29 protein-coding genes are annotated in these 26146 nt (G+C 71.8%); 10 read left to right on the top strand and 19 right to left on the bottom strand.

All coding sequences use genetic code 11. The annotated features are described in order from the left end of the window. Positions 1–48: 48 nt before the first annotated feature. Positions 49–2658 carry a preprotein translocase subunit SecA gene (gene secA / locus HNQ07_RS16470; RefSeq protein ID WP_184113764.1) on the bottom strand — a complete coding sequence of 870 codons (2610 nt, stop codon included), beginning with the start codon at positions 2656–2658 and terminating at the stop codon, positions 49–51. 170 nt (positions 2659–2828) lie between these two features. Between secA and HNQ07_RS16475 the strand changes: the two genes are divergently transcribed. Next, on the top strand, positions 2829–3302 hold the full coding sequence (locus HNQ07_RS16475; RefSeq protein ID WP_184113766.1) for a hypothetical protein: 474 nt from the start codon (positions 2829–2831) through the stop codon (positions 3300–3302). A gap of 241 nt (positions 3303–3543) precedes the next feature. On the opposite strand, the gene HNQ07_RS16480 is transcribed toward HNQ07_RS16475, so the two are convergent. Both HNQ07_RS16480 and ppgK read right to left on the bottom strand, forming a co-directional pair. Continuing rightward, the gene (locus HNQ07_RS16480; RefSeq protein ID WP_184113768.1) at positions 3544–4704 is read right to left on the bottom strand and encodes an amidohydrolase family protein; all 1161 of its coding nucleotides are present in this window, start codon (positions 4702–4704) and stop codon (positions 3544–3546) included. A 32-nt stretch (positions 4705–4736) separates the two neighbouring features. Beyond that, positions 4737–5621 carry a polyphosphate--glucose phosphotransferase gene (gene ppgK / locus HNQ07_RS16485; RefSeq protein ID WP_184113770.1) on the bottom strand — a complete coding sequence of 295 codons (885 nt, stop codon included), beginning with the start codon at positions 5619–5621 and terminating at the stop codon, positions 4737–4739. A 118-nt stretch (positions 5622–5739) separates the two neighbouring features. On the opposite strand from ppgK, the gene HNQ07_RS16490 reads away from it, so the two are divergent. Both HNQ07_RS16490 and HNQ07_RS16495 read left to right on the top strand, forming a co-directional pair. Next, entirely contained in the window at positions 5740–6357 is a 618-nt protein-coding gene (locus HNQ07_RS16490) for a TetR/AcrR family transcriptional regulator (RefSeq protein ID WP_184113772.1), read from the top strand. Between the two features lie 105 nt (positions 6358–6462). Continuing rightward, positions 6463–7968 carry an ATP cone domain-containing protein gene (locus HNQ07_RS16495; RefSeq protein WP_184113973.1) on the top strand — a complete coding sequence of 502 codons (1506 nt, stop codon included), beginning with the start codon at positions 6463–6465 and terminating at the stop codon, positions 7966–7968. 152 nt (positions 7969–8120) lie between these two features. Here the strand turns inward: HNQ07_RS16495 and HNQ07_RS16500 are convergent, their stop codons facing one another. The 3 genes from HNQ07_RS16500 to HNQ07_RS16510 all read right to left on the bottom strand — a co-directional run bounded on the left by HNQ07_RS16500 (position 8121) and on the right by HNQ07_RS16510 (position 10089). Then, positions 8121–8537, bottom strand: coding sequence for an organic hydroperoxide resistance protein (locus tag HNQ07_RS16500; RefSeq protein ID WP_184113774.1), 417 nt, complete (start codon positions 8535–8537; stop codon positions 8121–8123). 77 nt (positions 8538–8614) lie between these two features. Next, positions 8615–9259, bottom strand: a complete 645-nt coding sequence (pdxH, locus tag HNQ07_RS16505) for a pyridoxamine 5'-phosphate oxidase (RefSeq protein WP_184113776.1) — start codon at positions 9257–9259, stop codon at positions 8615–8617. Further along, positions 9256–10089, bottom strand: a complete 834-nt coding sequence (locus HNQ07_RS16510; RefSeq protein ID WP_184113778.1) for a DNA-formamidopyrimidine glycosylase — start codon at positions 10087–10089, stop codon at positions 9256–9258. The genes pdxH and HNQ07_RS16510 overlap by 4 nt, the downstream gene beginning before the upstream one ends. Before the next feature lie 76 nt (positions 10090–10165). Here HNQ07_RS16510 and HNQ07_RS16515 point away from each other — a divergent pair, with 76 nt between their 5' ends. Further along, entirely contained in the window at positions 10166–10801 is a 636-nt protein-coding gene (locus HNQ07_RS16515; protein WP_184113780.1) for a pyroglutamyl-peptidase I, read from the top strand. On the opposite strand, the gene HNQ07_RS16520 is transcribed toward HNQ07_RS16515, so the two are convergent. The 11 genes from HNQ07_RS16520 to HNQ07_RS16570 all read right to left on the bottom strand — a co-directional run bounded on the left by HNQ07_RS16520 (position 10798) and on the right by HNQ07_RS16570 (position 19860). Continuing rightward, positions 10798–11088: a hypothetical protein gene (locus tag HNQ07_RS16520; protein ID WP_184113974.1), complete on the bottom strand. Its 291-nt coding sequence runs from the start codon at positions 11086–11088 to the stop codon at positions 10798–10800. The genes HNQ07_RS16515 and HNQ07_RS16520 overlap by 4 nt on opposite strands. A 1-nt stretch (position 11089) precedes the next feature. Further along, positions 11090–11479: a hypothetical protein gene (locus HNQ07_RS16525; RefSeq protein WP_184113782.1), complete on the bottom strand. Its 390-nt coding sequence runs from the start codon at positions 11477–11479 to the stop codon at positions 11090–11092. Positions 11480–11489: 10 nt separating this feature from the next. After that, complete coding sequence (locus tag HNQ07_RS16530) at positions 11490–11984, bottom strand: hypothetical protein (protein WP_184113784.1); 495 nt, start codon at positions 11982–11984, stop codon at positions 11490–11492. Between the two features lie 38 nt (positions 11985–12022). Beyond that, positions 12023–14941 carry a transglutaminaseTgpA domain-containing protein gene (locus HNQ07_RS16535; RefSeq protein WP_229832137.1) on the bottom strand — a complete coding sequence of 973 codons (2919 nt, stop codon included), beginning with the start codon at positions 14939–14941 and terminating at the stop codon, positions 12023–12025. Positions 14942–14949: 8 nt separating this feature from the next. Beyond that, positions 14950–15900 carry an AAA family ATPase gene (locus tag HNQ07_RS16540; protein ID WP_184113786.1) on the bottom strand — a complete coding sequence of 317 codons (951 nt, stop codon included), beginning with the start codon at positions 15898–15900 and terminating at the stop codon, positions 14950–14952. 10 nt (positions 15901–15910) lie between these two features. Next, positions 15911–16285 carry an antibiotic resistance protein VanZ gene (locus HNQ07_RS16545; RefSeq protein ID WP_184113788.1) on the bottom strand — a complete coding sequence of 125 codons (375 nt, stop codon included), beginning with the start codon at positions 16283–16285 and terminating at the stop codon, positions 15911–15913. Then, entirely contained in the window at positions 16282–16701 is a 420-nt protein-coding gene (locus HNQ07_RS16550; RefSeq protein ID WP_184113790.1) for a VOC family protein, read from the bottom strand. Before HNQ07_RS16550 ends, HNQ07_RS16545 begins: the two co-directional genes overlap by 4 nt. Positions 16702–16735: 34 nt before the next feature. Further along, complete coding sequence (locus tag HNQ07_RS16555) at positions 16736–17236, bottom strand: DUF4442 domain-containing protein (protein WP_229832135.1); 501 nt, start codon at positions 17234–17236, stop codon at positions 16736–16738. A 107-nt stretch (positions 17237–17343) separates the two neighbouring features. Continuing rightward, entirely contained in the window at positions 17344–17907 is a 564-nt protein-coding gene (locus tag HNQ07_RS16560) for a DUF402 domain-containing protein (protein ID WP_184113792.1), read from the bottom strand. Beyond that, positions 17904–18491, bottom strand: a complete 588-nt coding sequence (gene purN / locus HNQ07_RS16565; RefSeq protein WP_184113794.1) for a phosphoribosylglycinamide formyltransferase — start codon at positions 18489–18491, stop codon at positions 17904–17906. Before purN ends, HNQ07_RS16560 begins: the two co-directional genes overlap by 4 nt. Before the next feature lie 10 nt (positions 18492–18501). Beyond that, on the bottom strand, positions 18502–19860 hold the full coding sequence (locus tag HNQ07_RS16570) for a dipeptidase (protein ID WP_184113796.1): 1359 nt from the start codon (positions 19858–19860) through the stop codon (positions 18502–18504). 125 nt (positions 19861–19985) lie between these two features. Between HNQ07_RS16570 and hspR the strand changes: the two genes are divergently transcribed. Continuing rightward, positions 19986–20732, top strand: a complete 747-nt coding sequence (gene hspR, locus HNQ07_RS16575; protein WP_184113798.1) for a heat shock protein transcriptional repressor HspR, fused homodimer type — start codon at positions 19986–19988, stop codon at positions 20730–20732. Further along, a complete protein-coding gene (locus tag HNQ07_RS16580) occupies positions 20729–21568 on the top strand; it encodes a metallophosphoesterase (RefSeq protein WP_184113800.1) in 840 nt (279 codons plus the stop codon). The genes hspR and HNQ07_RS16580 overlap by 4 nt, the downstream gene beginning before the upstream one ends. Before the next feature lie 88 nt (positions 21569–21656). On the opposite strand, the gene HNQ07_RS16585 is transcribed toward HNQ07_RS16580, so the two are convergent. Beyond that, complete coding sequence (locus tag HNQ07_RS16585) at positions 21657–23537, bottom strand: AfsR/SARP family transcriptional regulator (protein ID WP_184113803.1); 1881 nt, start codon at positions 23535–23537, stop codon at positions 21657–21659. Positions 23538–23590: 53 nt separating this feature from the next. On the opposite strand from HNQ07_RS16585, the gene HNQ07_RS24140 reads away from it, so the two are divergent. Genes HNQ07_RS24140 through HNQ07_RS16595 form a run of 3 tightly spaced genes read left to right on the top strand, consistent with a single transcriptional unit; the run spans position 23591 to position 24595 of the window. Next, positions 23591–23725, top strand: a complete 135-nt coding sequence (locus HNQ07_RS24140) for a hypothetical protein (protein ID WP_260322980.1) — start codon at positions 23591–23593, stop codon at positions 23723–23725. Positions 23726–23741: 16 nt separating this feature from the next. After that, positions 23742–23939, top strand: a complete 198-nt coding sequence (locus tag HNQ07_RS16590) for a hypothetical protein (RefSeq protein WP_184113805.1) — start codon at positions 23742–23744, stop codon at positions 23937–23939. A 2-nt stretch (positions 23940–23941) separates the two neighbouring features. After that, entirely contained in the window at positions 23942–24595 is a 654-nt protein-coding gene (locus tag HNQ07_RS16595; RefSeq protein ID WP_184113807.1) for an HD-GYP domain-containing protein, read from the top strand. A 94-nt stretch (positions 24596–24689) separates the two neighbouring features. Here HNQ07_RS16595 and HNQ07_RS16600 read toward each other — a convergent pair whose 3' ends face one another. Beyond that, positions 24690–24974 (bottom strand): hypothetical protein, encoded by a 285-nt coding sequence (locus HNQ07_RS16600; RefSeq protein ID WP_184113809.1) that lies wholly within the window; start codon positions 24972–24974, stop codon positions 24690–24692. 127 nt (positions 24975–25101) lie between these two features. Here HNQ07_RS16600 and HNQ07_RS16605 point away from each other — a divergent pair, with 127 nt between their 5' ends. Next, complete coding sequence (locus HNQ07_RS16605) at positions 25102–26046, top strand: LysR family transcriptional regulator (RefSeq protein WP_184113811.1); 945 nt, start codon at positions 25102–25104, stop codon at positions 26044–26046. Positions 26047–26146 lie beyond the last annotated feature (100 nt).

Consider the following 26146-nt stretch of genomic DNA (forward strand, 5'->3'; position numbering starts at 1 on the left):
CGCACAAGGGCGGCCTGAACGGCCGCCCTCTCCCGTGCCGACTGCCGCTTAGGCCGCGCCGCCGAACTGCATGCGGAAGATGAACTTGGTGACTTCGCCCTTGAGCGTGTCGATCATCTCGTTGAACATGTTCGTCGCCTCGAACTTGTACTCCGTGAAGGGATCGCGCTGGCCGTAGCCGCGCAGCCCGATGCCCTGGCGCAGCACGTCCATGCCGTGCAGATGCTCCTTCCAGTGCTGGTCCACGACCTGCAGCAGCACGTAGCGCGACAGAGAGTTGAGCATGGTGGGGCTCAGCTCCTCGCGGCGGGCGTCAAAGGCGTCCGCGACGGCCTTGAGCAGCGCATTCTGGGCGTCGGCGGGCGTGTGGGCGCGCAGGCCCTCGAAGTCGAAGTCCTCCAGCTGCGGCACGGCGTCCACCACGGCGGTGCGCAGGCCCTCGATGTCCCACGTATCGGCGCTCTGGTCGATGGGCAGGTACGTGGCGAGCTGCAGGTCCACGAAGTCCGCGATCATGCCCTCGGTCGATTCCTCGACGTCCTCGTCCGGCCCGAGCAGCACCTCGCGGCGCTGGGCGTACACGGTGTCGCGCTGCTTGCTCATCACGTTGTCGAACTCCAGCAGCTGCTTGCGGGTGCTGAAGTTGCGGTCCTCCACGCGCGCCTGCGCCTTCTCGATGGCGCCCGTGACCATCTTGGCCTCAATGGGCTGCGAGTCGTCCATGCCCAGGCGGTCCATCATCGCCACCACGCGGTCGTTGGCGAACAGGCGCATCAGGTCGTCCTCGAAGGACACGTAGAAGCGGCTGCTGCCGGGGTCGCCCTGGCGTCCGGCGCGGCCGCGCAGCTGGTTGTCGATGCGGCGCGACTCGTGGCGCTCGGTGCCGATGATGTGCAGCCCGCCCTGCTCGCGCACGCGGGCGTGGTCCGCGATGGTGTCGCGGTGGAGTTGCTGGGCCTGCGTGATGAATTCGGGCGTGATGCCGGGGATCAGCATGCCGAGCTCCATCGCCTGCGGATCGTCGCGGCTGACCGCCTTGATGAAGTTCTCGGCCTCGGGCGAGAAGCGGCTGATGCCGAGCTGCTGCTCGATGGCCTCGCCGATGATGAACTCCGCGTCGCCGCCGAGCTTGATGTCGGTGCCGCGCCCGGCCATGTTGGTGGCGATGGTCACCGTGCCGCTGCGCCCGGCCTGCGCGATGATGCTCGCTTCCTGCGCCTCGAACTTGGCGTTCAGCACCGAGTGTGGAATCTGTGCGTCCTGCAGCAGCCCGCTGAGCTGCTCCGAGGTCACGATGCTGGCCGTGCCGATCAGGATCGGGCGGCCTGAGGCGTGCATCTCGCGCACCTCCTCGACCACCGCGCGGTATTTACCGAGCTTGGTGCGGTACACCAGGTCCTCGGCGTCCTTGCGGACCACCGGCCGGTTGGTGGGGATCACCAGCACGTCGCTGCCGTAGATGTCGAGGAATTCCTTTTCCTCGGTCTTGGCGGTGCCGGTCATGCCGGAGAACTTGGTGTACAGACGGAAGAAGTTCTGGTACGTGATGGTTGCGAGCGTCTGGTTCTCGTTCTCGATCTTCACGCCCTCCTTCGCCTCGATGGCCTGGTGCAGGCCCTCGCCGTAGCGGCGGCCCGGCATCGAGCGGCCCGTGAACTCGTCGATGATGATGACCTCGCCCTCAGCGTTGACGATGTAGTCCTTCTCGCGGTGGTACAGCTCGGCGGCGCGGATCGCCTGCGTGATCATGTGCGCCTTGTCCATGTTCTCGGGCGAGTACAGGTCGCCCAGGCTGAGCAGCCGCTCGATCTTGGCGATGCCCGCCTCGTTGAGGTGCACCTGCTTGCCCTTCTCGTCGATGGTGTAATCCTCGGTCGCCTCGGTGCGCACGCCGGGCTCGGCGGGCAGGCCTTTTTTCAGGCGGCGGATCAGCTTGGCGTACACGTAGTACAGGTCGGTGGCGCGCTCGGCCGCGCCGGAGATGATCAGCGGCGTGCGGGCCTCGTCGATCAGGATCGAGTCCACCTCGTCCACGATGGAGAAGTTCAGCGGCGTGTCGGCGCGCAGCACCAGCGCCTCGCGGCTCTGCGCCATGTTGTCGCGCAGGTAGTCGAAGCCGAGTTCCGAGTTCGTGACGTACGTGATGTCGCAGGCGTACGCGGCCTGCTTCTCGTGCGGCTGAAGCTCGCGGTTGGCGAGGCCCACGGTCAGGCCCAGCGTGCGGAACAGCAGGGAGTTCTCCTCGGCCCCCACCCGCGCGAGGTAGTCGTTCACCGTGACGAGGTGGCAGCCCTTGCCCTCCAGGGCGTTCAGCGCCAGGGCCAGGGTGGCGACCAGCGTCTTGCCCTCCCCGGTGCGCATCTCCGCGATGCGGCCCTTGTGCAGGGCGTAGCCGCCGATGAGCTGCACGTCGTAGTGGCGCTTGCCGATGGAGCGCCGGCCCGCCTCGCGGATCAGCGCGAAGGCCGGCACCACCACGTCGTCGAGGGTCTTCTCGCCGCTCTGCACCTGACGGCGCAGTTCCATGAAGGCCGAGGCGAGATCCTCGACCTTCCTCGTCTCGTCTTCCAGCGCGTTGACCGGCTGCACGACCGTCTTCACGATCTGCGCGACGTCCCGCTGGTTGGTATCAAACATTTTGTTCAGGACACGGAACATGACACGCGAGTATACCGCCCATGACCTGACCGGAACCTCACGACTTCAGTGAGACGGGCGAAGGCAACCTGAGCGGCCTGGACTCAGGCTGAATGTGAAGCCCGAAGCAGGCCTTCACGGGAGCGCGCGTTCATGTGTGCCCGCTCATCTGAGGCCCGTATGCTGCGCTCATGCGTCTTCCTGCCCTGCTGCCCCTGGCCCTGACCCTGCCGCTCCTGGGCGCGTGCGCGCCGCTGTACGCCATGCTGGCCGAGCGCGACGCGAACGGCCCCTCGCCGCGCCGCGCCGGGCCGCTGGTCGTCGGGCAGACGTGGACTGTCAGCGGTCTGGTGGACGGCCGCGCGGTCACCAGTACGGTCAGCATCCGCGACCTCGTGAACGTTCCGAACGGCACCGGCAGCGTGAATGCCCGCGACCAGATCGCCGCCTTCGAGGAGAGCCGCGCGGGCTTCACCGTCGCGGACTTCAATCCGTCCACCCGCGTGGTCCGTTTCCGCTGGGTGGGAGAAGCCGACGGCATCAGCTACACCTGCGTCGCCTCGCACACCGGCGCCAGCCCCCTGCGCGGCGAACTGACCTATGAGCGCCTGGGTAAAGTGGTCGCCACCGGCACCTGTGACGCCCTGGTCAGCCAGGCGCCCTGAGGCCGGACGTTATAGAGCCGCCCAGCATCACTGGGCGGCCCGGACACGCAGGATCATGACGCTGACGTGACCCTCGCCGGACGGGCCGGGGAACGTCATCCGGGCCCTGTGCTTTCAGTGCCGACCCTCCGCTGGCGGTGAGCAGGCCGCCGGCTCTGGGGTTCCTGGCCCGCCGTGAGCCGGAGGGCAAGGGCACGTCCCGCGCCGGCTCCCACGCGGCCGAGCAACGGCCGCCGAAAACTCACCACACGTAGGCGTCCCGCCACGGCTCGCCGCGCCGCAGGAAGGGTGCACGGGAGCCGAGCACGCGGTGGCCGCCCTTGACGGCGGCGCGCACGAGCACGCGCGGATCGAGGTCCGGGTAGAGCGTCCGGGCGAAGGCCACGTCGTCCCGCACGTCCAGCGAGCCGCCGCTGGCGACGGAGTCGGTGCCCACGGCGACCTCGACGCCGGCCGCCGCGTACGCCGCCCACGGAAACACACCGCACTCCAGGTGGTGGTTGCTGCGCGGGCACGTCACGACCGCGCAGCCGGCGCGGGCCACACGGGCGATGTCGTCCAGGGTGACGTTCACCATGTGGATCAGCGTGGGCCGACGCTCCAGCACGCCCAGCTCGTCCAGGTAGCGCACGGGGGTCAGTCCGGGCTCCGGGTCGCGGCCGATCACCTGGGCGAAGGTGTCAGGCGTGAAGGGCTTCAGGCGGTGCTCCCACAGCGGGCCAGCGCCGGTCTCGAAGAGTTCGGGTTCGCTGGGGTGCTCGGCCACGTGAATCTGCATGGGCAGGCCCTCACCGTGCGCGTACTCGGTCACCAGCCGCAGCAGGCGGTGACTGACCGTGAACGGCGTGTGCGGCGTGACACCCACGCGCAGGCCCTCCGGCAACCCGCGCGCCCGCCAGCCCTCGATCCGCGCCCGCAGCGCTGCGAAGCGCTCCTCGGCGTGCTCCGGGAAGGCGCCCAGCACCTCGAAGTACAGCACGCCCGTCAGGTCGTTCCGGTCCAGCAGGGCGTCCATCACGTCCGGCGACCACACGATGTCGCCCACACCGCCGACGCCCAGCCGGGCCAGCGTGTCGGCTCCGGCCTGGGCACCCCCCACACCACGCAACTCGCGCTGCGCGACCACCACCTCGGGCAGCCAGCGGAAGTACGGCAGCGCCTGGAAGTCATAGGCGCTCATGTCGAGGTGCGTGTGCGCGTTCACCGGCGGCGGGGCGATCACGCCGCCCACGTGTTCCTCGCGGGCGTGCGGGTACGCGCGGCGCAGCTCGGCCGGATCGCCGGTCGCGGCGACGGTCTCCCCCACCACGACCACGCCGCCCGGCGCGTGGCCGCCCCCCATGCCGGTGTACAGCACGTCGCAGGTGAGCAGGCGGGGGGTGTACGGGCCGGGCGCAGTCATGCGGGCATGCTAGGGCAGCGGCCCGCCGCGGCCTACTTCTTCGGCTTGACCGCGCTGGGTTTGCGCGCGGGCGCGGTGCGCTTGCCCGCCGGCTTGTCCAGCGCCGCCTCGGCCTTGAGCTTGCGCGGCACGGTGGCCTGCCCGACCAGCGGCCCGGCGGGGCGTTCGGGCCGGCCCGGGGGCTGGGCGGCCATCATGGCGGCCCCGACGATGCCGGCCTCGTTCTGGAGCTGGGCGGGCACCACGCGGCTGCGGCTCAGCTGCAGGTGCGGCAGCCACTTCTCGGGGCGCTTGCTGACGCCGCCGCCGATGACGAACAGGTCCGGGCTGAACAGCAGTTCCAGGTGTTGCAGGTACGTGCTGACGCGCCTGGCCCACTGCTTCCAGTTCAGGTCATCGAGTTCGCGGGCGCGGTCCGAGGCCCACGTCTCGGCGTGCTTATCGCGCAGCCACAGGTGCCCGAGTTCGGTGTTGGGAATCAGGGTGCCGTTCAGGATCAGGGCGCTGCCGATGCCGGTGCCGAAGGTCAGCACCATGACCGTGCCCTGCACGCCCGCGCCCGCGCCGAACTTCGCCTCGGCCAGCCCGGCGGCGTCGGCGTCGTTGATCAGGTGCACGTCGTGACCGCTCGCCTCGGTAAACAGCGTGTCGGCGTCCAGCCCGATCCAGCCCTTGTCCACGTTCGCGGCGCTGAGGGTGTGTCCGTGCTGCACGATGCCGGGGAAGGTCACGCCGACCGCGCCGGGCAGGCCGAAGTGCTCCACGAGCTGGCGCACGACGTCCTTCACGTCGGCCGGGCGGGCGCCCTCGGGCGTGGGGATGCGGACGCGCTCGGAGAGCAGTTGTCCGGTACTGGTGTCCACGGGGGCACCCTTGATGCCACTGCCGCCGATGTCGATGCCCAGGATCGCACTCATGAGCTTAGCCTATGCCACCCGGCCGGAGGGAATGTCAGGCGCCCGCAGAGGGATCGCTGGAGCTCAGCCATTCTTGGACGGGGTGTAAGTTTGGACTGCCGGGTATAGCATGAGGGCAATGGACTCTACCTCGCTGCGTGAACGCCAGAAGGAGCGGCGCCGGGCCCGCATCTACGGCGTGGCCATCGAACTGTTCAAACGCGGCGGCTTCCAGGCGACCACCGCGACCGACATCGCCCGCGCCAGCAACGTGTCCCGCGGCACCTTCTTCAACTACTACCCGTACAAGGAAGCGGTGCTGCTCGACTACGGCAGCGAGGTGATGGACCGCCTGCGCGACCACGCCGAGGCCCGGTTGCAGGAGGGCGCCGCGCCCCTGGCCGTGCTGTACGAGGTCTGGGACCGCCTGGCCGACCACAACACCAGCGAGCGCGACCTGTTCCCGCCGCTGGCCTACGAGGTGCTGAATCCCAACCCCGAGCGCGCCCGCACGGCATACCAGGCGCTGCCGCTGAGCAAGGTGATCGAGATGATCCTGCGGCCCCTGCACCAGGCGGGGCAGCTGCGCACGGACCTGAGCCTGCAGCGCATCAGCAACCTGATCGCGGACACGTACCTGATGGTCGCGCTGCGCTGGGCGGCGTACGGCACGGACCGCCCCCTGAAAGAAGAGATGCGACTGGCGCTGAACCTGCTGCTGGACGGCGCGGTGGCGCGCGAGGGCACGCCGTCCTGACCCCGACTGGCCGGCCACGCCGACGTGGAGCGCGTCCGGCGGACGCGGGAGGTACACTGGGGGCAGGAACGCGCGCGTTTCAGTTCACCCCGGAGGTTCCCTGCCATCACCCAGCCTGACCTGCGCATCGGTACGGGCCGCCAGGCTTTTCCATTCAGCCGCGGTCTGATCGTGGAATCCCTGGTGAACGCCGGGGCGCCCGCAGGCGAGGCCGCCGCCGCCGCGCGGCGGGTCGAGCAGCAGCTGCGGCTGGCGCGGCGCACGCTGGTCTCGCCCGGCGAGTTGCAGGCCCTGATGGTCGAGGTCGCGCAGGACGTGGCCGGCCCGGCGGTCGCGGCCGAGGCGGCCCGGCAGACGCCGGCCTTCGTGGACATCCAGGTCACGGCCAGGAAGGGCCAGTTGCCGTTCAGCCGCGGCGTGCTGGCCCGCACGCTCGAAGACGCCGGCCTGACCGGCCGCGAGGCCTACGCCACCGCCAGCGCGGTGGACGTGCAGCTGCGGCGGGACGGCGCGCGCAGCGTGAGCGCCGAGGACATCGACAACCGCACCGAGGAGATGCTGGAAGCCACCTACGGCGAGCACCTGCGCAGCACGTACCGGTTCCTGCGGCGCAACCGCGGCAAGCTGGGCGTGCAGGACAGTGGGGGCTCGGCCCCCACGCCGTTCTCGAAGGGCCTGCTGGTGCAGTCGCTGCTGGCGGCCGGCGTCGCGCCGGATGTGGCGCGGCGGGTGGCGCGCGTCACGCAGCGCGACCTGCGCGGCTCGGAGGACCGCGTGGTGAGCAGCCGGGTGATCCGCGAGAAGGTCGAGCGGCTGCTGCGCGACGAGGTCGGCCCGGACGTCAGCGCCCGCTACCGGCTGCTGCGCGTGATCCGCCGCCCGCCGCGCCCGGTGATCGTGCTGCTGGGCGGCGTGAGCGGCACCGGCAAGAGCTTCCTGGCGGCCGAGATCGCGTACCGCCTGGGGATCGCGCGGGTGGTGAGCACGGACTCGATCCGTGAGGTCATGCGCGCCATGGTTTCGCCCGCACTGCTGCCCACGCTGCACGCCAGCACCTTCAGCGCGTGGGAAGCGCTGCTGCCGCCCGGGGCCGCGCGGCCGGACCAGCCGGGGCGCGCGGCGCTGCTGGCAGGCTTCCGGGATCAGGTGCAGCAGGTCAACGTAGGGCTGCAGGCCGTGGTGCAGCGCAGCGTGCAGGAGGGCAGTTCGCTGGTGCTCGAGGGCGTGCATCTGGTGCCCGGCTACCTGCGCGCCGAGGCCTTCGAGGGCGCCCTGGTGATTCCCATGCTGGTGAGCCTGCCCGACGAGGAAGAGCACCGCCGCCACTTCCAGTCGCGCGACGCCGAAACCGCCGCGAGCCGCCCGATGCACCGCTACATGCGCTACTTCCGCGAGATCCGCATGATGCAGGAGGAACTTGAAGCCCTGGCCCGCAAGCAGGACGTGCCGCTGCTGGACGGCCTGACGCTGGACGAGAGCGCGGACCAGGCGGTGGACGTGGTGCTGCGCCGCGTGATGGTCGGTCTGACCCCCGCCGAACGCGCCGCCCTGCTGGGCGACGACGGCGAGACCGCCCTGGACACGTGGGCGGTGGGCAGCCCCGGCCAGTGAGGGCGGCTCCGTCAGCAGAAGGACCATCGGGAGGTTCACGGAACGGCACTCCAACCGGTGTGCCGTTTCGCCCACACTGTGGTCCGTCGCGGTGATCTGCTCTCCCCCAGATCAATGGCCGGGATTCCCCCCAATTGATCTGGTGACCGTGCTCAGGCCACGCTGAGGCGCACCTCCACGTTGCCGCGCGTGGCGACCGAGTAAGGGCACACCTGATGCGCCGCTTCCATCAGCTCGAGGCCCTGTTCGGGCGTCAGGCCGGGGAAATGGCCCTCGAGTTCCACGTCCAGCCCGAACGACAGGCCGGCGCGCTGAAGGCCCACCCGCGCGGTGACTGTGGTGCCCTCGCCCAGGTCGAGTTTCTGGCGGCGGGCGATCACGCCCAGCGCTCCCTGGAAGCACGCGGCGTACCCGGCGGCGAAGAGTTGCTCGGGGTTGGTGCCGGGACCGTCGTCGCCGCCGATGCCAGCGGGCACGCTGAGGTCCACGTTCAGGCGACCGTCGGTGGTCTTGGCGTGTCCGGCCCGGCCGCCCGTGGCGGTCGCTTCTGCGGTGTAGAGGTGGCTCACGGCCGGCAGGATGGCGTGCCGGACGTCCTGACGACCGCAGTTCAGCCCACAGGTACGGACCAGAGTCCCCGGCGCAGTTACGGCAGCAGCCGGTCGATGTGCCACCCGTCGCCCTGCCGGGCATACCGGAAACGGTCGTGCATCCTGTTCGGCCGGCCCTGCCAGAACTCCCATTCCTGCACGTGCACGCGGTATCCGCCCCAGAAGGCCGGGCGGGGAATCACCGTGCCGTGCGGGTGGCGGGCGTCCAGGGCGGCGAAGGTCGCCTCCAGCGTGGCCCGGTCGGGCACCGGCGCGCTCTGCGGGTCGCTGGCGTGCGCGGCGAGCTGCGAGTCCCGCGGCCGGACGTGGTAGTACGCGTCGGCTTCGCTGTCCGGCACGCGGCTCACCGGGCCGAAGGCGCGTACCTGCCGTTCCAGCGGCGCCCAGAAGAACACCACCTCCGCCTGCGGGTTCGCGCTCAGGTCGCGGCCCTTGTGCGACTCGAAGTTGGTGTAGAAGGTCAGGCCCTCCGGCGTGACCCCACGCAGCAGCACCGTGCGGATGGACGGGCGGCCCGACGCGTCGGCCGTGGCGAGTTGCATCGCGTACGGCTCGAGGAGGTCCGCGCCCAGGGCTTCATCCAGCCAGCCCTGGAACTGGGCGAACGGATCGGCCTTCAGGTCGGCCCGGCGCAGCTCCGCGCGGGCGTACGACAGGCGCAGGGACGTCAGGTCAGTCACGCCCGCTCCTTCAGCACCTGGCACTTCGGGCAGGAGTGGGTGCCGCGCTGCGCGAGCACGGTCTTCACGATCTCCGTGCCGCAGCGGGCGCACGGCGTGCCCTCCCGGCCGTAGGCGTGGTGCTCGTGCTGGTACGCGCCGGGTACGCCGTCGTGCTGGCGGTAGTTGCCGATACCGTCGCCCAGGCTGCTGCCGCCGGCCTCCACCGCGCGGCCCATCACGTCCCGAACCGCGCGGTACAGGCGCTTGCCCTCGGCGGCCGTGAGGCGCGTCTGGGCGGGGTGGATGCCCGCTTCCCACAGGGCCTCGTCGGCGTAGATATTGCCCACGCCGCTCACGGGCTTCTGCGACAGCAGCCAGGGCTTCACGGCGCCCGCTTCCCGTGCCAGCGCCACGAAGTCCTTCTCGCGGAAGTCGTCCGAGAGCGGTTCGGGACCCATTGCGGCCAGGGTGGGCATGCCCGCGTACTCGCCGGGCCGCACGACCGCCATCTTGCCGAAGCGCCGCGCGTCGTCGAAGTGCAGGGTGCCGGCGTCGGTCTCGAGGGTCACGCGGGTGTGCTTGCCGGGCTCCAGCCGGAAACCCCCGGTCATGCCCAGGTGCACGATGAATTCCAGGTCGTGCGGATCGCCCTCGGCGGCGTCCCCGGCGGCGAGGTGCAGCATCAGGTACTTCCCGCGGCGTGACAGGGCCTGCACGCGGCGGCCCACCGCGAGGTGCGTGTCGCGGTACTTGTGCGGGGCGTCGTGTTCGACCCGGAGGATGGTGCGGCCGCGCAGCAGCGGCTCGATGCGGCGGCGGGTGGTCTCGACTTCCGGCAGTTCCGGCATGGGGGCAGGATAGGACGCGCGCGTGCGGGATGCCGGGTGCGGCGTGACGGTTCGGCCGCGCCGCTATGCTCCGCGCATGCCCACGCTGCTCCTGACCGGCTTCGAGCCCTTCCACACGCACCCGGACAACCCCAGCGCGCACGCCGCAAGGGCGCTGGACGGCCTGGAGATCGGGGCCGTGCGCGTCACTGCGGCGCTGCTGCCGGTGGAACCCCACGCGGCCGGACGGGCGCTGGACGCCCTGCTGGACGCGCACGCGCCGGACGCGGTCCTGATGACGGGGCTGGCGGCGGGCCGGCCGCAGGTCACGCTGGAACGTGTGGGCGTGAACGTCATGGACTTCGCGATTCCCGACAACGCCGGGCAGGTCTACCGCGACGTACCCGCGTGCCCGGACGACGGCGCGCCCGCCGCGTACCTCAGCACCCTGCCGCTGCGGGCCGTCGTGGCCGCGTGGCACGCGGCGGGCATTCCCGGGCACATCAGCAACACGGCGGGCCTGTACGTGTGTAACTTCGTGCTGTACCACGCGCGGCACCGGCTGGCGCAGGCCGGGCGCTCAGCCGTGCCCTGCGGGTTCCTGCACGTGCCCGCGAACGCGGCCGTGGCGCTCGCGTGGCCCGCCGACCGGCCCGCGCTGCCCTACCTGCCGCAGGACGACATCACGCGGGCGGTGGAGGTCGCCGCGCGCACCATCGCGCAGGGGCTCTAGGGAACCGGCGCGCGGCCCGGCACCCAGCCGCCGGCCGGGCCACCGGCCCAGTGCCACTCGCCGGCGCCCGGATACGTGCTCAGGGCGGCGCGCACGGCGTCCAGCGGCACCCGGCGGGCAAAGCGCGTGCGGGCGTGCCACGCGGCCAGCGCGTCCGGCCGGCCCACACTGCGCACCACGCGCCATGCGCGGTTCACCGCGAGGTCGTACAGGGCGTCCGGGACCGCGCCGGCCGGGGCCTCGCCCTGCGGGCTGGGCTCGGTCAGGAAGGGCCGCTCGCGGGGCACGTCACGCCCGGCGATCGCGGGAGGCAAGCGCGGCGATCTGTCCGGCGTGCCACGCGGTGTGCCGGGCGTTCACGCGCAGCAGCCCGGCCACCGTGAACGCGCGGCCCGCGTGCTCGACCGCCGTGTCCAGCGCCTGCGGGCTCAGGGCGCGGGCAGCTCCGACCTCCCACGCCATCAGGCGGGTCAGGCCGGCGTCGTCCGGCGGGGCGGGGGTGCCGGTGGCGGCGGCAATGGCCGTCCAGGACTCGTGTTTGGTGGCGCGCAGGTGGGTGGTCAGCCAGCCCACGCGCGGGTGTGGCTGCCCGTCGATGGTGGCCAGGGCCGAACTCACGCTCTCCCACGGGTCGTGGTTCGCCTCGTCCAGCAGGCCAGCGAGATCGTCGGGCGTCATCGGCGGCTCCTCATGACAGCCGGTACGTGTCGCCGTCGCGGGTCAGGCGGCCCGACGCGGTCAGGCGGGCGGTCGCGGCGCGGGCCTGCTCGCCCGACAGCGGGCTGCGCGCGCTCAGGTCGTCGAGCGTGAAGCGGCCCCCATTGCGGTGGGCGAAGCGCTCCACCATGCGCTCCTGGGCACTGACGGCCGGGCGGGCGGCCTGCGCGCTGAACAGCCGCCACACCAGCGCGCCCACCACCACGCCCAGCAGCGCGGCCAGCGGGATCAGGCGGGCGGCCAAGGCTGGGTCCCCCACTTGCATCCCGACAGCCGTGAGGTGATCCCGGGCGGCCTGGATGGCGGCGCTCCCCGCCCCTGCCTCGCGCAGGTGGCGCAGAGCAGCGCGGGCACGCAGGTACGTCATGACGCCGCCCAGGTCGCCCCGCACGAAGATCACCGCGTACGCGATCAGGGCGGCCGAGCAGCCGGCGATGACAGACAAAGCGGAGCGCGGCACGTTCACCCGCCCATGCTACGGCAGGGCGCGGCGGGCAACTGGAATCAATCCTGGCGTGATGGCCGGCGGATGCGCTGCACGGCGGCGCGCACCTCGCGCTCGGCGCCCGCGTGGTCGCCCGGGGCGTAGCGGGCCGCGTGGTACGCCCGCACCACGGCGTCCAGGGCCGGGCCAAGTGCAGGCCACTGGGCGCGGGCGCGCTCGGCATACGCGCTGGGCGTCTCGCCGGGCTCACGGGGCAGGCGCAGGCGCACGGTCAGGTCGTGCAGGGCGCGGGCGGCCGGGTCGTTCGGGACGGCGAGTCGGCGGCGCCACAACGCGGCGGGCAGCAGGGCCAGGGCCAGCAGCAGCGTCAGCACCACGGCGTAGCGCGCCCCCCCCACATCGCCCAGGCCCACGCGACTCAGGAGGCTCTGCTGCTGCTCGCCGCCGTAGCCGATGATCACGTCGTCCCAGCGGTTCTGGACAGCGTCCAGGCGCAGTTGCAGGCGCTGCATGGGGCCAGGCGCGGGCGCGGCGGTCGCCTGCGGCGCGCTCAGGGCCGTCTGAACACCGGCGTTCACGCGTGCGGGCGCGATCAGGGCGGTCGGGTCGACGCGCACCCAGCCCTGCCCGGCGAGCCACACCTCGCTCCACGCGTGGGCGTCCTGCTGCCGCACGATCAGGTAGCCGCCGTCCGGGTTGAGTTCGCCGCCCAGGTACCCACCGACGATCCGCGCGGGCAGGCCGGCGGCGCGCATCAGGAAGGTGAAGGCGCTGGCGTAGTGCTCGCAGAAGCCCTGCTTCGAGTCCCACAGGAAGGCGTCCACGCGGTCGTGCCGGGGCAGGGTGGGCGGCGTCAGGGTATACGCGAAGCCGCCCCGCTGGAAGTAGGTCAGCGCGGCGCGGACGCGGTCTTCAGGCGCCAGCGAGCGCCACGTGGCGGCCAGGGCCACGGCGCGCGGGCTCTCGCCCTGGGGCAGCGCCGTGTCGTAGCGCAGCCGCTCGTCGTACTCGCGCAGGCCCAGGCGAGCGCCGCGGCTCTGCACCGTCACGCGCTGCCGGGTCGAGGGCGGGCGCACCATGAACGCTTGGAAGTTCGTGGTCATGAAGGTGCCGGCCGGCAGCGCGCTGGGCGCGTCCAGCACCGGCAGCCACGGACTGCTGGTGGGTTCCAGCGTCAGCGTGTATGTCCACGTGGGGCCGCCGAAGTCCACGCTGGCCGACGCGCTGCCCTGCCGGATCTGTCCCCAGCGCTGCCCGTCGTAGGACTCGTATACCGGGCCGCGCCAGTAGCGCGCCGAGACCGGCGGCACCGGCCCCTGGAAGTCCGCGCGGAACGCCACGTCGCGGTTCTGGGCCAGCGCGCTGTACTCGCCAGCCGTGATCTCGTTCGCCAGCCCGGTGGAGGCCCCACCCTGCACCGCCAGGTGCCACAGCGGCCCGGACGGCCGGGGGAACAGCACGAACAGCGTAATGGCCAGCGGAATCGCCAGCGCGAGCAGCGTGCCCGCCTGCGCGGCGCTGGCGGTTTCCTCCAGCGGCGGCTCCGGCGGAGCGGTCACGGTCCAGCGGGCGGCGGCGGCCAGCAGTGCCCACGCCGAGAGCACGCTGTGCAGCGCGGTCAGCGGGCCCTGCCCGAAGAAGTAGTGGGTGCTCGCCACGAACAGCGCCAGCAGGATCAGGAGGTTCGCGTCGCGGCGCGTGCGGCTCTCGGCGGTCTTGAGGGCCGCCAGCAGCGCCAGCAGGGCCGTGCCGGCGTCGCGGCCCAGCAGCGTGCCGTAGGTGCCGGCCAGCAGCGCCGCGCTCACGCCCGCGACCACGCCCAGCGCCCACGTGGGAATCGGCGCGCGGGCCCGGCGCACCCGCCAGGCGGTGTGCAGCAGCAGGCCCGCGATCAGGGCCGTGATCCACACGGGCTCGCGCAGCACGGCCGGCGCGAGCGTGAAGGCCAGCGCGATCAGCGTGGAGCGCATCGCGGACGCGCTCAGCCCGGTGGGATCGGACGTTCGGCCAACCTTCGCGGTGGGCGCGGCGGGCCGGGGCGTCACGCGGGCCAGGGCGTCCAGCGCGCGGGCGGCGTGGGCGTCGCCGGACGCGGCGGGCAGGGTGTGGCCGGGAAGGCTCAGCGCGAACGGCTGCCCGGCCGCGCGCAGCGCCGCGATCCACGCGGCCAGCCGCGACAGCCGCGCCTCGACGGTCCCGGCGCCTTCGGTGGCGTGCCACTCGAGGTGCACGGCGCGGCCCAGGGGGGCGTCCGTCTCACGGGTGAGCAGCGTGCCAGTGCGCGCCACGTGCCGCCACGACACCTGCCGCGGCGAGTCGCCGGGGTGGTACGGTCGCAGGCCGGCAAAGTCCTCGTCGCCACGCGTGCGCCGGGTGCCGTCTCCCACGCCGCCCGGAGCGTGCGGAGGCAGCGGGGGCGCGCCCACCTCCGGTGCGGGGTGGACCGTCACGTTCCAGGCCGCGTCCGGCGCGGGGCGCAGCGTGGCCTGCCAGATCGCCAGGTCGTCCAGCGCGCTCACCCGAACAGAGGTCAGCGTGAGGTCGCCGCGCACGCGGGCGGGCACCGCCACCGCCACGGCGCACGGCTCGCCGGCGCGCACGCGGGCGTTCACGTAGCGCGTATCGCCCTGACTGGTCCGCACGACCACCGCGACCGGCACGTCGCGGCCCGGCGCGCCGAAGTGCACGGTGTATACGGCCTCGCCGCCCGCGACAGCGGCGGTGGGTGCCCCCACACGGACGGTCACGCGCCGGGCCGCCCGCGCGGCCTGTCCGGACGCGACCACCCACACGCCCGCGAGCACGAAGGTCAGGCCGTAGCCGAGGCTCAGGTCGTAGTTCACGCAGCCGATCAGGGTGAGCAGCACCAGCAGCAGGTACGACAGGCCAAACTGCGTCAGGCCCATGCGGGCGCGCATCGGCCGCGCAGCAGCGGGCGACGCGGCGTCGGATGTCATGGGCGAGGCGGGCGCGGTCATGGCACCGCTCAGGGAATCGGCGTCTCGGTCAGCACGGCGCGCAGCAGGCCCGGCAGGTCGTGCGCCGGATCGCGCAGCGGCAGGCGGTGGGCGGCCAACGCCGGGAACACGGCCTGCACGTCCTCGGGGAGCGCCATGCTGCGGCCGTGCAGATACGCCCACGCGCGCGACGCAGCCAGCAGCGCCAGCAGCGCCCGCGGGCTCAGGCCCGCCGCGAAGGCCGGGTGCGTGCGGGTCGCGCGGGCCAGCAGTTGCAGGTAATCGAGCAGCGGCGCGGCGGCGTACACGCGGTCGACCTCGGCCTGCATGGCGAGCAGCGTGGCCGCGTCCAGCACGGGCGGCAGGTCACGCACCGTCACGCTGCGCCCGCCGCCCTCCAGCAGCTGCCGCTCGGCGGCCGGGTCCGGGTAGCCGAGCGTGACGGTCATCAGGAAGCGGTCGAGCTGCGCCTCGGGCAGCGGGCTGGTGCCCACGAAGGCGGCGGGGTTCTGCGTGGCGATCACGAAAAAGGGGCGCGGCAGGGGCCGGGTCACGCCGCCCTCCGACACCTGCCCCTCCTCCATGGCCTCCAGCAGCGCGCCCTGCGTGCGCGGCGTGGCGCGGTTGATCTCGTCGGCGAGCAGCACCTCGCTGAAGACTGGCCCCTCGTGGAAGCGGAAGACGCCGTTCACGCCGTCCCACACGCTCACGCCGGTCAAGTCGGCGGGCAGCAGGTCGGCGGTGAACTGCACGCGCCGGAAGTGCAGGCCGGCCGTGCGCGCCAGCGCGTGCGCCAGCGTGGTCTTGCCCACGCCCGGCTGGTCCTCGATCAGCAGGTGGCCGCGCGCGAGCAGGCACGTCAGGGCCAGTCTCACCTGGCCGCTCTTGCCCAGGATCACGCTGTCGAGCTGCGCCAGCAGGCGGCCCAGCAGGGCGGCGTGGTGACCGGCCGGGGAGTGTGCGGAGGTCACGGCGGTCATCACTGGCAGCCTACCGGGGAATGTCTGACAAAACTGCGACGCTCCTGACGCCGTTCACACGCGCTGCCAGGGCCGGCCGGCGCACGGCCCACCACGCGCCGGCAATCGCGGCCAGCACGTCCGGCAGCCACACGTTCACGCCGACCTCGTGGCCCGGCACGAAGGCCAGGTGCCACTGCAGGGCCGCGCTCCACCACGCGCACAGCGCCAGCGCCACGCCCCGGCGCCCCACCACGCGCGCGAGCGCGAAGCCCAGCAGCGCGAGCAGCAGCAGGTGCGCGGCGCGGTTCGAGAAGTTGCCCGGTAGGTCCGTGTGCAGCACGTGCCAGTCGGCGCCCACCAGCAGCAGCGCCGCCAGGATCCAGCGGCCGCAGTTGCGCCTCACTGCGCGGCTCCGGCCGGGTGCTCCACGAGTTCGATCAGGGTGCCCTGGCCCCACTTCGGGTGCAGGAAGGTCACGCGCGTCCCGGCGCGGCCCGGCGTGGGCTCCTCCCGCAGGAACCGCCCGCCACCCGAGCGCAGGCGCGCGACCTCGGCGTCCAGGTCCGTCACGCGGTACGCGGTGTGGTGCAGGCCGGGGCCGCGCTTCTCGAGGTACGTGGCGATGGGGCTGTCCGGGCGGGTGGGCATCAGCAGCTCGATCAGGGTGTCGCCCACCTGGAACGCGCGCACGCGCACGCCCTGCGACTCGACGTCCTCGTCCGGCCCCTCGGGGTGCAGGCCCAGCGCCACGTAGGGCGCGCTGCCCACGTCGAGGTCCGGAGTGGCGATGGCGACGTGGTCGAGCAGCGTGACCGGCATGCGCGCACACTACGGCATCGCCGGCGGTTTCGCCTTAATTCCCGCGCAGGGACGCCATCGACCGCAGGTACCAGTGCGCGGCCGCGCGCATCACGTCCTTGTTTTCCCCGTCCTGCACGGTCACGTGTACGGTCAGGCGGGCCTTGCCCTCGGCCGCGTAGGCGGCGTGCGCGCCGGCGATCGTCGCCGGATCGATCTGCGCGCGGGCGCTCAGGTCGCCCACGGCCCGGCCGATGTAGTGCGTGTCGAGCCGCTCGATCAGCGGCACCGCGTGCCCGAGCTGCGCCGCGAAGGCCCCGGCGAAGGCCGCGCCGCTCACCGCCTCGGCCAGCAGGAACTGTGCCGCGGCGTGGATGGTGCCCAGATGGTTGCGGTACGGCGCACTGTCCGGGCACGCGCCGGTCGCCCAGCCCACACCGACGTAGGTGATCCGCACGCCCACCGTGGCGTTCATGGGAATGGCGTGCAGCGCGTGCTGAATGGCAAGAACGGCGGGCGCGGGCAGGGCGGAAGCCTGGGGCAGGGGGTCGGACATACGGGAACCTCCGGATTTTGAACTGAGTTCAAGTATACGGAGGTCAGGGCAGGGTGCGCTGTGGACCCGGAGGCACCTGCCGTCTCGAAGCCCGGCGCCCCTGAGACTCAGGTGTACGGATCGCTCAGATACCGCCGCAGCACGGCCAGCGGCGCGTAGGTGTCGCCCAGCAGTTCGGCCTGCACGTCCCGCGCGTGCGCCCACACGGCCTGCGCCTGCTCCGGCGTGACGGCACCTGCCCCCACCGCCGCGTCCAGATCCTCGGCGTCGATGATGTGCGTCTCGATCACGCGGCCCGCGTGCGTGTCCTCCACGCGCCAGTTCCCGATCACGTCCAGGTACGCGTCGTCGGTCCAGGGCAGGCCGCCCTCTCCAACACCCTCGCCCCAGTGGATGTCGACATACACCTGCACGGGCACGCCGTCGCCGTCCAGCATGGCACTCAGGGCGCTACCCAGCGCGCCCGGCCCGCGGCCGGTCGGGTGCACGCGGACCCAGCGGTAGCCGCTGTCCAGCACGCGCAGGGTCCGCTCCCCGAACATCACGTCCAGCGGGCGGATCACGTCGTGCGCCACGAAGTCCACGATCACGTACCCCGGCAGCGTCAGCACGGTCTGGGTGTGCCGCGCCACGCGCGCCCACGGGCGCAGATCGAAGACCTTGCGTTTCACGCGCCCGGCACCCGCCCCAGGTCCCGCACGGCGCGCAGCATCAGGTCGCCCTCGACCGCCTGCACGCGGGCCTTGAGACTCTCCAGCGTGTCGCCGGGCTGCACGGGCACGCGGGCCTGCGCCAGCACCGGCCCCTCGTCGATGCCCTGCGTGACGAGGTGCACGGTCGCGCCGGATTCCGTGTCGCCGCTGTCCAGCACGGCCTCGTGCACGCGGTCGCCGTACATGCCGCGCCCGCCGTGTCGGGGCAGCAGGCTGGGGTGGATGTTCACCACGCGGCCCGCGTAGTGCGTCAGCACGCGCGGCCCGAGTTCGCGCATGTAGCCGCTGAGCACCAGCGTGTCCGCGCCGGCCTGCGTCAGCGTGTCCAAGAGCGCACGGTCGAGGTCGTCCGGGTCGGGGTGGGTCGCGCCGCTCAGGTGGGCCGTGGCGAGGCCCGCCTCACGGGCCCACAGCAGCGCGGGCGAGCGGCTGTTGTTGCTGACCAGCACGACCGGTTCGGCGTCCAGGCGGCCACCACGGCACGCGGCCGTCAGGTGCCGCGCGGCGCTGCCCCCGTGCGACGCGAGAAAGCCCAGCTTCACGCGGCCAGCCTCATGCCTGCCCGAGTTCCTGCAGCAGGTACGCGCTGGTCAGGATGCCGTTCTCGAAGTCCTGAACGGCGAAACTCTCGTTGGGGCTGTGCGGCGCGTCCTCGTTCAGGCCCATGTCCACGAACAGCACCTCGGTCTTCAGGATGTCCGCGAAGGCCGCCACGATCGGAATGCTGCCGCCGGTGCGCGCGAACACGGCGTCACGGCCATACACGCGCCGGAGGGCCGCGTTCGCCGCAGTGATATACGGGCTGTCGGTGCGGAACTTCATGGGCTGCCCGCCGTGGTGCGGCACGACCTCGGCGCGCACGCCGGCCGGCGCGATCTGCGGCACGTACTCCGTGATCAGCCGGGTGATGCGCTCGGGGTCCTGGCCGGGTACCAGGCGCATGGACACCTTTGCGCCCGCCTTGGCGGCGATCACGGTCTTGCTGCCCTCGCCCTGGTAGCCGCCCCAGATGCCGTTGACGTCCAGCGTGGGGCGGCCCCAGATGCGCTCCAGCACCGAGTAGCCCTCCTCGCCGGGCAGGGCCGGCACGCCGATGCTCGCGGCGAAGGCGGCGTCGTCGTGCGGCAGCGAGGCCCACATGGCCCGTTCCTGCTCGGTGAGGGGCTCGATGCCGTCGTAGAAACCGGGGATGGTCACGCGGCCGTGCTCATCTTTGAGCCGCGCGATGATCTCGCACAGTGCGTTGATGGGGTTGGGGGCCGCCCCGCCGTACGAGCCGCTGTGCAGGTCCCGGTTGGCGCCCTGCACGTGGATCTCCACGTAGCTCAGGCCGCGGATGCCGTAGGTGATGGTGGGCACGTCCGCGGCGAAGCGGCTGCCGTCGCTGATCAGGATCACGTCGGCCCTGAGCTCGTCGGCGTGTTCCTGCAGGTACGGAATGATGCTGGGGCTGCCGATCTCCTCCTCGCCTTCAAGCAGGAACTTCACGTTCACCGGCAGGTCGCCCTGCGCGAGCAGCAGTTCCACGCCGCGCACGTGCGCGTAGGCCTGGCCCTTGTCGTCGGTGCTGCCGCGCGCATAGATGCGGCCGTCGCGGACGGTCGGCTCGAAGGGCGGCGACACCCACTCCTCCAGCGGGGCCTCGGGCTGCACGTCATAGTGACCGTAGATCAGCACGGTGGGCTTGCCCGGTGCGTCCAGCCGCTCGGCGTACACGACCGGGTGCTTGGCTGTGGCGTCCACGCGGGCGGCGAAGCCCAGCGTGCCCAGCTTGGTTCGCAGCCACTCCGCGGCGCGCACCACGTCGGCCGCGTAGGCAGGATCGGCACTCACCGAGGGAATACGCAGCAGGTCGAACAGTTCCGCGCGGGCCGCGTCGCGGTCGAGGTGGGAAGCCAGGTCGGTCGTCATGCCGGGATGATAATGCGCCCGCCTGCACGCCCGGCCCGCCCGCCCGGACGACGCGTGTGGTGCGGCGGGATTCCGTCGTCACACGGATTTCATCAATCCTGCTTCCCGTATACTCAGGTCCGGTTATGGCCTCGGACTCCAAACATCGCCCTGTGTACGTCATCTCAGTGGCGGCGGAACTGGTGGACATGCACCCCCAGACCCTGCGGCTGTACGAGCGCAAGGGCCTGATCCGGCCGGGCCGGTCCAGCGGCAAGACCCGGCTGTACTCGGAACGCGACATCGATCACCTGCGTGAGATCCGGCGCCTGACCCAGGAACTCGGTGTGAACCTCGCCGGCGTCGAGGAGGTCATGCGCCTCCAGCACGAACTCGACGACCTCCAGGGCGAGTTCGAGGCCGAGATCGAGCGCCTGGAGGGCGAGCTGCGCGGCCAGGCCCAGGCCCTGCCCGAGGGCGGCGCCCGCACCGATCCCAAGGACCGGCCGGTGTACGTGATCTCCATCGCGGCGGAACTGGTGGACATGCACCCCCAGACCCTGCGGCTGTACGAGCGCAAGCAGCTCATCCGGCCAGGCCGGTCCAGCGGCAAGACCCGGCTGTACTCGGAGCGCGACATCGAGCACCTGCGCGAGATCCGCCGCCTGACCCAGGAACTCGGCGTGAACCTCGCCGGCGTCGAGGAGATCATGCGCCTGCGCCACGAGCTCGACGGCGCCCGCTCGCACCTGGAGGGCAACGTGCGCCGCCTGCAGGACGACCTGTCGGAGCGCATGACCCGCCTGCGTACCCTGCCGCCCGCCAGCAGCGAGTCCGCCTCGGACGGGCCGCAGGACCCCGACGAGGACGACGCCCCGGACGGGCGCCCGTGACGCCCCTGTGGGTGGTCGGTGATGTCCACGGCGCCTACGACTCGCTGCGCTCCCTGCTGCTCGGCGCCGGCCTGATCGACCATGACGACGCGTGGCACGGCGGCCCCAGTCACCTGGTCTTCCTCGGCGATTACCTGGACCGTGGGCCGCGCGGCATGGACGTCGTCCGGCTGGTGCGCCGCCTGGAAGGTCAAGCGCCGGCCACCGGCGGCCGGGTCACGGCGCTGATCGGCAACCACGAGGTGATGTTCCTGGCCGCGCAGTCCTTCCGCGCGCAGGACCCTGGCGACACGCTGGGTTTCCTCGACTACTGGCGCAGCAACGGCGGCCAGAACAGCGACGCCGCGCAGGTGCAGGTCACAGACCTCGACTGGCTGCGCGCCCGCCCGGCCCTCGCCCACGCCGGGGAGTGGCTGCTGATGCACGCCGACAGTCCGTTCTACCGCCGCCTGGGCCGCAGCGTGGAGGCCGTGAACCGCTCCGTGCACGCCCTGCTGCGCAGCCCCGACCCCAAGCTGTGGAGCACCTTCCTCAACCACTTCGCCGACCGCTTCGCCTTCACGGATACCGACGCGCAGGCCGTCGCCACGGGCCTGCTGGGCACGTACGGCGGCGCCCGCGTGGTGCACGGCCACACGCCGGTGTACGTCCTGAACGACGAACTCGGGCTCGACACCGACATGGACGAGCCGCTGCCCATCACCTACGCGGACGGCCTGTGCGTCGCCGTGGACAGCGGCATGGCGTACCGCGACGGCGCCGGCTTCATCGTCCGCCTGGACGACGTGGGCGTGGCGCAGACCGTCGCGCTCGGCACGGACCTCGGCGATTTCTGAGGCGGCCGGTACAGGCCGCGTCTGACGAGCTGACTGTCGAGCGGCGTCAGCCCTGTGGCCGGTGCATGCACCGTCAGACCACCCCGCCTCAGTTCATCCGGCGGTGCCGTTCGGCCTCGAAGCGCGCCACCTCGGCCGCGCCGGAGACCTCGCGCGCCATGTCCAGGCGCAGTTCCTCGGTCTCCGTATCGGACGGATCGATGTCCAGGATCGCGGTGGCGAGCAGCACCACGCGCCGGTACTCGCGGGCTAGGCGCGCCGCGCGCAGTTCGCCGTGCAGCGAGCCCAGCAGCGCCTCGCGGATGTGAATGCGCTGCTCGTCCGCCCACTCGCTGCCCTCGAGGTTCGGCAGGAACTCGCCCTTGTACGCGGCCACCGCTGCGGGGACCTGCCCGTTCGCCACGAGTTGCAGCACGCGCTGGCTGTCGAGGATCACGGTCGCCTTGCTGCTCAGGCGGTAGTCCGGCGCCTGGTGCGCGCCCTCGACCAGGATCACGTCCGAGCCGATCGCCTCGCGGATATCCGAGATGCATTGCCGGAAGTACGATGCGGCCTTTTTCGGGTCGCGCTCGGGCCACAGGTCCGTGATCACCGTCTGCCGGGTGCTGCGCGGGTGCATGGCCAGGTACGTCAGCACGGCCACGCTGCCCCGCACCCGCAGGGTGCACGGCACGCCGTCGCGCAGCACGAGTTCCTGCCCCAGCGTCATGACCTCCAGGCGCATGCCGCTGGTGAACAGGTCGTCGCGCATGTTGCCACTCAGGTGTGAAGCGTCCTCCAGGGCGGCTTCCAGCAGCGGCGCGAGGTTCGGGCTCAGGCGCGCGAAGGCCAGCATCTCCTCGAGTTCGCGCAGTTCCGGCGCGATCGTGGCCTGGGTCTGCGCCCTGGGCTGACCGGCCAGTTCCAGCAGGGCCTCCGAGAGCAGATCGGAGCAGCGGCCGAGGTCGTTCATCATGTAGGCGCTGTACGCGGCCAGCAGGAGCGCGCGGGTGGCGTCGGTCATGGCGCCGCGTCGCTGGGCTTCTTCCCTGGCCTCCAGAAGCATCCGGTGGGCGCTCGCCGCATCGCCCCGGCGCAGGGTCATCATGCCCAGGACGACGCGGCTGTGCAGCGACAGGTTGGGCGCGACCGTGCGCAGGCGTCCCATGGTGCGCACGGCCAGGGCATGCTCGCCGATCCGGCTCTGATGGTTGGCCAGGTGGTTGAGGGCATGCTCGGTCACCTGTGACTCGCCTATTGCCGCACTGCGGTCTGCCAGGCCCGCGAGCAGGTCCTGGTACCCGCCGTAATCGCCGGTCATCAGCATGATGTTCGCCCGGCGTGCGTCGAGATGCAGGCCCATGTAAGCGTCCTGTAAGCCCTCTGCGATAGCTTGAGCCCGTTCCAATGACTCAAACGCGGCGTCAAACTGACCACACTCAATCTGCACATCGACCAGAGTGCATATCGCCGCAAGGAGCGGCCGCTGGTTGTGCTCCTGGGCCAGCGTGGGAATCGCCGAGTCGAGCAGTTTCATGGCCGTGGCGTAGTCGCCATGCACCGAGTGACTGGCGGCCAGCGTATGCGTGATGCGCGCGGCCATGCGCCGGTCGCCCAGGGCGAGATACCCGCGCCTGGCTTCCTCCATCGCACGCACCGCGCCGTCCTCGCCCATCTGTTCCAGGGTCACGCCGTACCAGCGCAGCGCGCGGTAGCGCAGCTCGCCGCCGAGGGTGGGCAGCAGGTCGCGGAAGTGCTCGGCGGCCCGACGGTTCTGGCCGGTGGCCCGCAGGAAATTGCCGAACTCCACAGCCGCTTCCTCGTTACCCAGCGCCATCGCCAGTTCGAGGGGTTCCTCGCAGGACGCGAAATTCGCGGTTCTCAGGAGTGAGATGCCCAGGATCGCCAGCTCGTCTGCGCTCAGGCCGGGACGACCGTGAAGAGCTGTTAATACAGCTCCGTAATCGCCGCCTTCAAATGCAGATTGCACGTGTCCAGAAGGCATAAATCGCTCTTTCACAACCCCTCACCTAAGATACATCCATGACCAAGTCCCTGCGGGCGGCCCTCGGCCTCACCTTCGCACTCCTCGTGACCGCCGCGAGCGCTGTCCCAGTGGGCGGCTACGGCCTCGAGAAGAGCGCTTCGACCTCGACCTCGCTCAGCAAAGCCAAGTAAGGACGGAGGGACGACCATGAGCATAGCGTACTCGACCTACCCGGCCCGCGCCCGCCAGAACGGCACCGACGCCAAGCCCGCCGCGCCCCTTGCCCGTTCGATCACCGACGTGCACGCCTCGAATGTTCGCCCCGCCACCAGCGGCGTGCTCTCCAACCGCATGGACGCCCTGACGCTTCAGGTCGGCCGCCTAGCCTGCTACGGACTGGAATAAGCATGTACGACGGCGCGCTCAGACCATTCGACGACCGTCTCCCGGAGACGTTCACTCGGCTGTCGCAGGCGCCGGACGCAGTGGTGCAGGACACCTTCGAGGAGGCGTGCAGCTGGATCAGGACGCTGCTCGGCCGACCCGCAGAGGGACATGAGCGGCAGGTCACGATGCTGGCGCTGCGCCTGGCCCTGGAGGCTGGAGAAGTCCGCACGACCCTGGGTATCCGCCAGGTGATCTGGGCAGGCATGCTGCACGACATCGGCAAATCGGCCATCGACCCGCGCATCACCAACAAGCCCGCCACGCTGTCCGCGCAGGAGCAGGACATCATGCGGCAGCACCCGACGCTGGGCCGCCGGCTGGCCTCCATGGCCCCGGATGTGGACGCGGAGATCCTGAACGCAGTGCAGCACCACCATGAGCGCTGGGACGGCCTGGGCTACCCGGCCGGACTGATCGGCGAGTCGATCCCGGTCCTGGCAAGAATCCTGAAGGTCACGGACGTGTACGACGCCCTGGTGACGGACCGGCCGTACCGTGCGGCGTGGTCTCCGGACGAGGCCGTGGCGTACCTGATGGATCACTCGGGCACGGATTTCGACCCGAGGCTGGTGCGGATCTTCGTGCATCAGGTGTTGCAGGTCTACGGTCACTGAGCAGGCGTTTGAAGCAGGTCCTTTTACTGAGCTGAACAACACGAGAGCCGGGCACCCTCCCTTCGGAGCGGTGCCCGTTTTGCTGCGCTGGCGCTCAGGAGCGACGGGCGCGGATGGGACCGAGCGGCGTAACGCGCACGTCCCGCAGGGCGGCGGCCAGGTCCGCAGCCGTGCAGCGCGCGTCGTGGGGATGCGCTTCCAGGGTGACGTCGCCGAGCCGGGCGACCGGCCACGCGCGGATCGTCCAGCCGGGCACGCGCACGGGCTGGTCCGCCGGGCCGTCCAGGACCGCTTCGAGGACGAAGGTGGGTCCGGTCACGGCGTTCGGGGCGAGGTTCTGCGGCAGGTGCGGCCGGGGGGTGGGGACGAACAGGGTCATGGTGAACCTCCTGCCCTGAGTGTGCGCCGGCAAGGTCGGTTCAGGACATCGGGTGCGGCGGGTACGTGGGAAGGCAGGAATCGGCTTTCCCGATGGGGAAGTGACCGCCGGAGGCATACAGTGGAGTATGGCCACCGGCAAGTCCACTCCCCACCCGACCCTGTCGCAGTTGCGGGCGCTGCTCGCGGTGGCGGACGCCGGCGGGTTCAGCGAGGCGGCGGCGGAGCTGGGCGTGTCTCAGTCGTCGCTGAGCGAGGCGGTGGGCAAACTCGAGGACGTGGTGGGCCGGCCGCTGCTGCGGCGCTCTCCAGCCGGCACCGTGGTCACGCCGGCGGGCGCGCGGGTGCTGGCGCATGCCCGCACGGCGGTGCAGGCGGCCGGCGACGTGCTGCTGGCCGCACAGGACGACCAGGCGCTGTCGGGGGTGCTGCGGGTGGCGTCGTTCCGCTCGACCGCCACCCACCTGCTGCCGCCGGTGCTGGCGGCGTTCCGGCGCGAACACCCGGACGTGACGGTGCGGCTGCTGGACGGCGAGGCCGACGGCGGCGGCGAGGCCCAGGTGAGGGACGGACAGGCCGACCTCGCGCTGGTGGTGGGCGAGGAGATGCCGGGCCTGCGCCTGACCCCGCTGCTGGACGACGAATACCTGTTCGTGGCGCCGGAGTCGCGCGGCACCCAGCCGGTCACCTTCGAGGAGGTGGCGGGCTCGGCGCTGCTGCTGCCGCCCGGCCTGAACTCGTGCCACGTGCGCGTGCAGTCGTACCTGCGGCCCCTGGGCATCAGTCCGGCGGCCGTGACGGAGATCGATCAGGACAGCGTGATCCTGGGCATGGTGCGCCACGGCCTGGGCGTGACGGTGATGCCGCGCCTGGCGCTGCTGCCGCTGCCGGACGGTCTGGTGGCCCTGCCGCTGCCGCAGTCGCTGACCCGGCCGCTGGCGGTCGCTGCCCTGCCCCACCGGGCGCACCTGCCGGTGATCCGGACCTTCACGGCGGCCCTGGTGGCGTCGCTGGGCGCGCCGGACACCCGGATGGGCAGCGCGTGGCGCGCGGGAGCCGCTCTGCTACATTGAGGGCATGACGGCGCAGCGCTCCCTCCTCCAGTGTTGCTCTCCCCTGCGGTAAGCAGCTTCCGCCTGCCCGGCCGCGCCCCGACCTCGTGGCGCGGTTTTT

The sequence above is a fragment of the Deinococcus metalli genome (assembly GCF_014201805.1).
Classification (GTDB): domain Bacteria; phylum Deinococcota; class Deinococci; order Deinococcales; family Deinococcaceae; genus Deinococcus; species Deinococcus metalli.

Excerpts from the sequence above, each read along its gene's own strand:
- HNQ07_RS16550 (WP_184113790.1), bottom strand. The coding sequence starts at position 16,701 with ATGCCGGTCACGCTGCTCGACCACGTCGCCATCGCCACTCCGGACCTC.
- HNQ07_RS16595 (WP_184113807.1), top strand. The coding sequence starts at position 23,942 with ATGTACGACGGCGCGCTCAGACCATTCGACGACCGTCTCCCGGAGACG.
- hspR (WP_184113798.1), top strand. The coding sequence starts at position 19,986 with ATGGCCTCGGACTCCAAACATCGCCCTGTGTACGTCATCTCAGTGGCG.
- ppgK (WP_184113770.1), bottom strand. The coding sequence starts at position 5,621 with ATGAGTGCGATCCTGGGCATCGACATCGGCGGCAGTGGCATCAAGGGT.
- HNQ07_RS24140 (WP_260322980.1), top strand. The coding sequence starts at position 23,591 with ATGACCAAGTCCCTGCGGGCGGCCCTCGGCCTCACCTTCGCACTCCTC.
- HNQ07_RS16535 (WP_229832137.1), bottom strand. The coding sequence starts at position 14,941 with ATGACCGCGCCCGCCTCGCCCATGACATCCGACGCCGCGTCGCCCGCT.
- HNQ07_RS16600 (WP_184113809.1), bottom strand. The coding sequence starts at position 24,974 with ATGACCCTGTTCGTCCCCACCCCCCGGCCGCACCTGCCGCAGAACCTC.
- HNQ07_RS16590 (WP_184113805.1), top strand. The coding sequence starts at position 23,742 with ATGAGCATAGCGTACTCGACCTACCCGGCCCGCGCCCGCCAGAACGGC.
- HNQ07_RS16475 (WP_184113766.1), top strand. The coding sequence starts at position 2,829 with ATGCGTCTTCCTGCCCTGCTGCCCCTGGCCCTGACCCTGCCGCTCCTG.
- HNQ07_RS16570 (WP_184113796.1), bottom strand. The coding sequence starts at position 19,860 with ATGACGACCGACCTGGCTTCCCACCTCGACCGCGACGCGGCCCGCGCG.
- HNQ07_RS16515 (WP_184113780.1), top strand. The coding sequence starts at position 10,166 with ATGCCCACGCTGCTCCTGACCGGCTTCGAGCCCTTCCACACGCACCCG.
- HNQ07_RS16490 (WP_184113772.1), top strand. The coding sequence starts at position 5,740 with ATGGACTCTACCTCGCTGCGTGAACGCCAGAAGGAGCGGCGCCGGGCC.
- HNQ07_RS16525 (WP_184113782.1), bottom strand. The coding sequence starts at position 11,479 with ATGACGCCCGACGATCTCGCTGGCCTGCTGGACGAGGCGAACCACGAC.
- HNQ07_RS16480 (WP_184113768.1), bottom strand. The coding sequence starts at position 4,704 with ATGACTGCGCCCGGCCCGTACACCCCCCGCCTGCTCACCTGCGACGTG.
- HNQ07_RS16555 (WP_229832135.1), bottom strand. The coding sequence starts at position 17,236 with ATGTCCGACCCCCTGCCCCAGGCTTCCGCCCTGCCCGCGCCCGCCGTT.
- secA (WP_184113764.1), bottom strand. The coding sequence starts at position 2,658 with ATGTTCCGTGTCCTGAACAAAATGTTTGATACCAACCAGCGGGACGTC.
- HNQ07_RS16540 (WP_184113786.1), bottom strand. The coding sequence starts at position 15,900 with ATGACCGCCGTGACCTCCGCACACTCCCCGGCCGGTCACCACGCCGCC.
- HNQ07_RS16510 (WP_184113778.1), bottom strand. The coding sequence starts at position 10,089 with ATGCCGGAACTGCCGGAAGTCGAGACCACCCGCCGCCGCATCGAGCCG.
- HNQ07_RS16605 (WP_184113811.1), top strand. The coding sequence starts at position 25,102 with ATGGCCACCGGCAAGTCCACTCCCCACCCGACCCTGTCGCAGTTGCGG.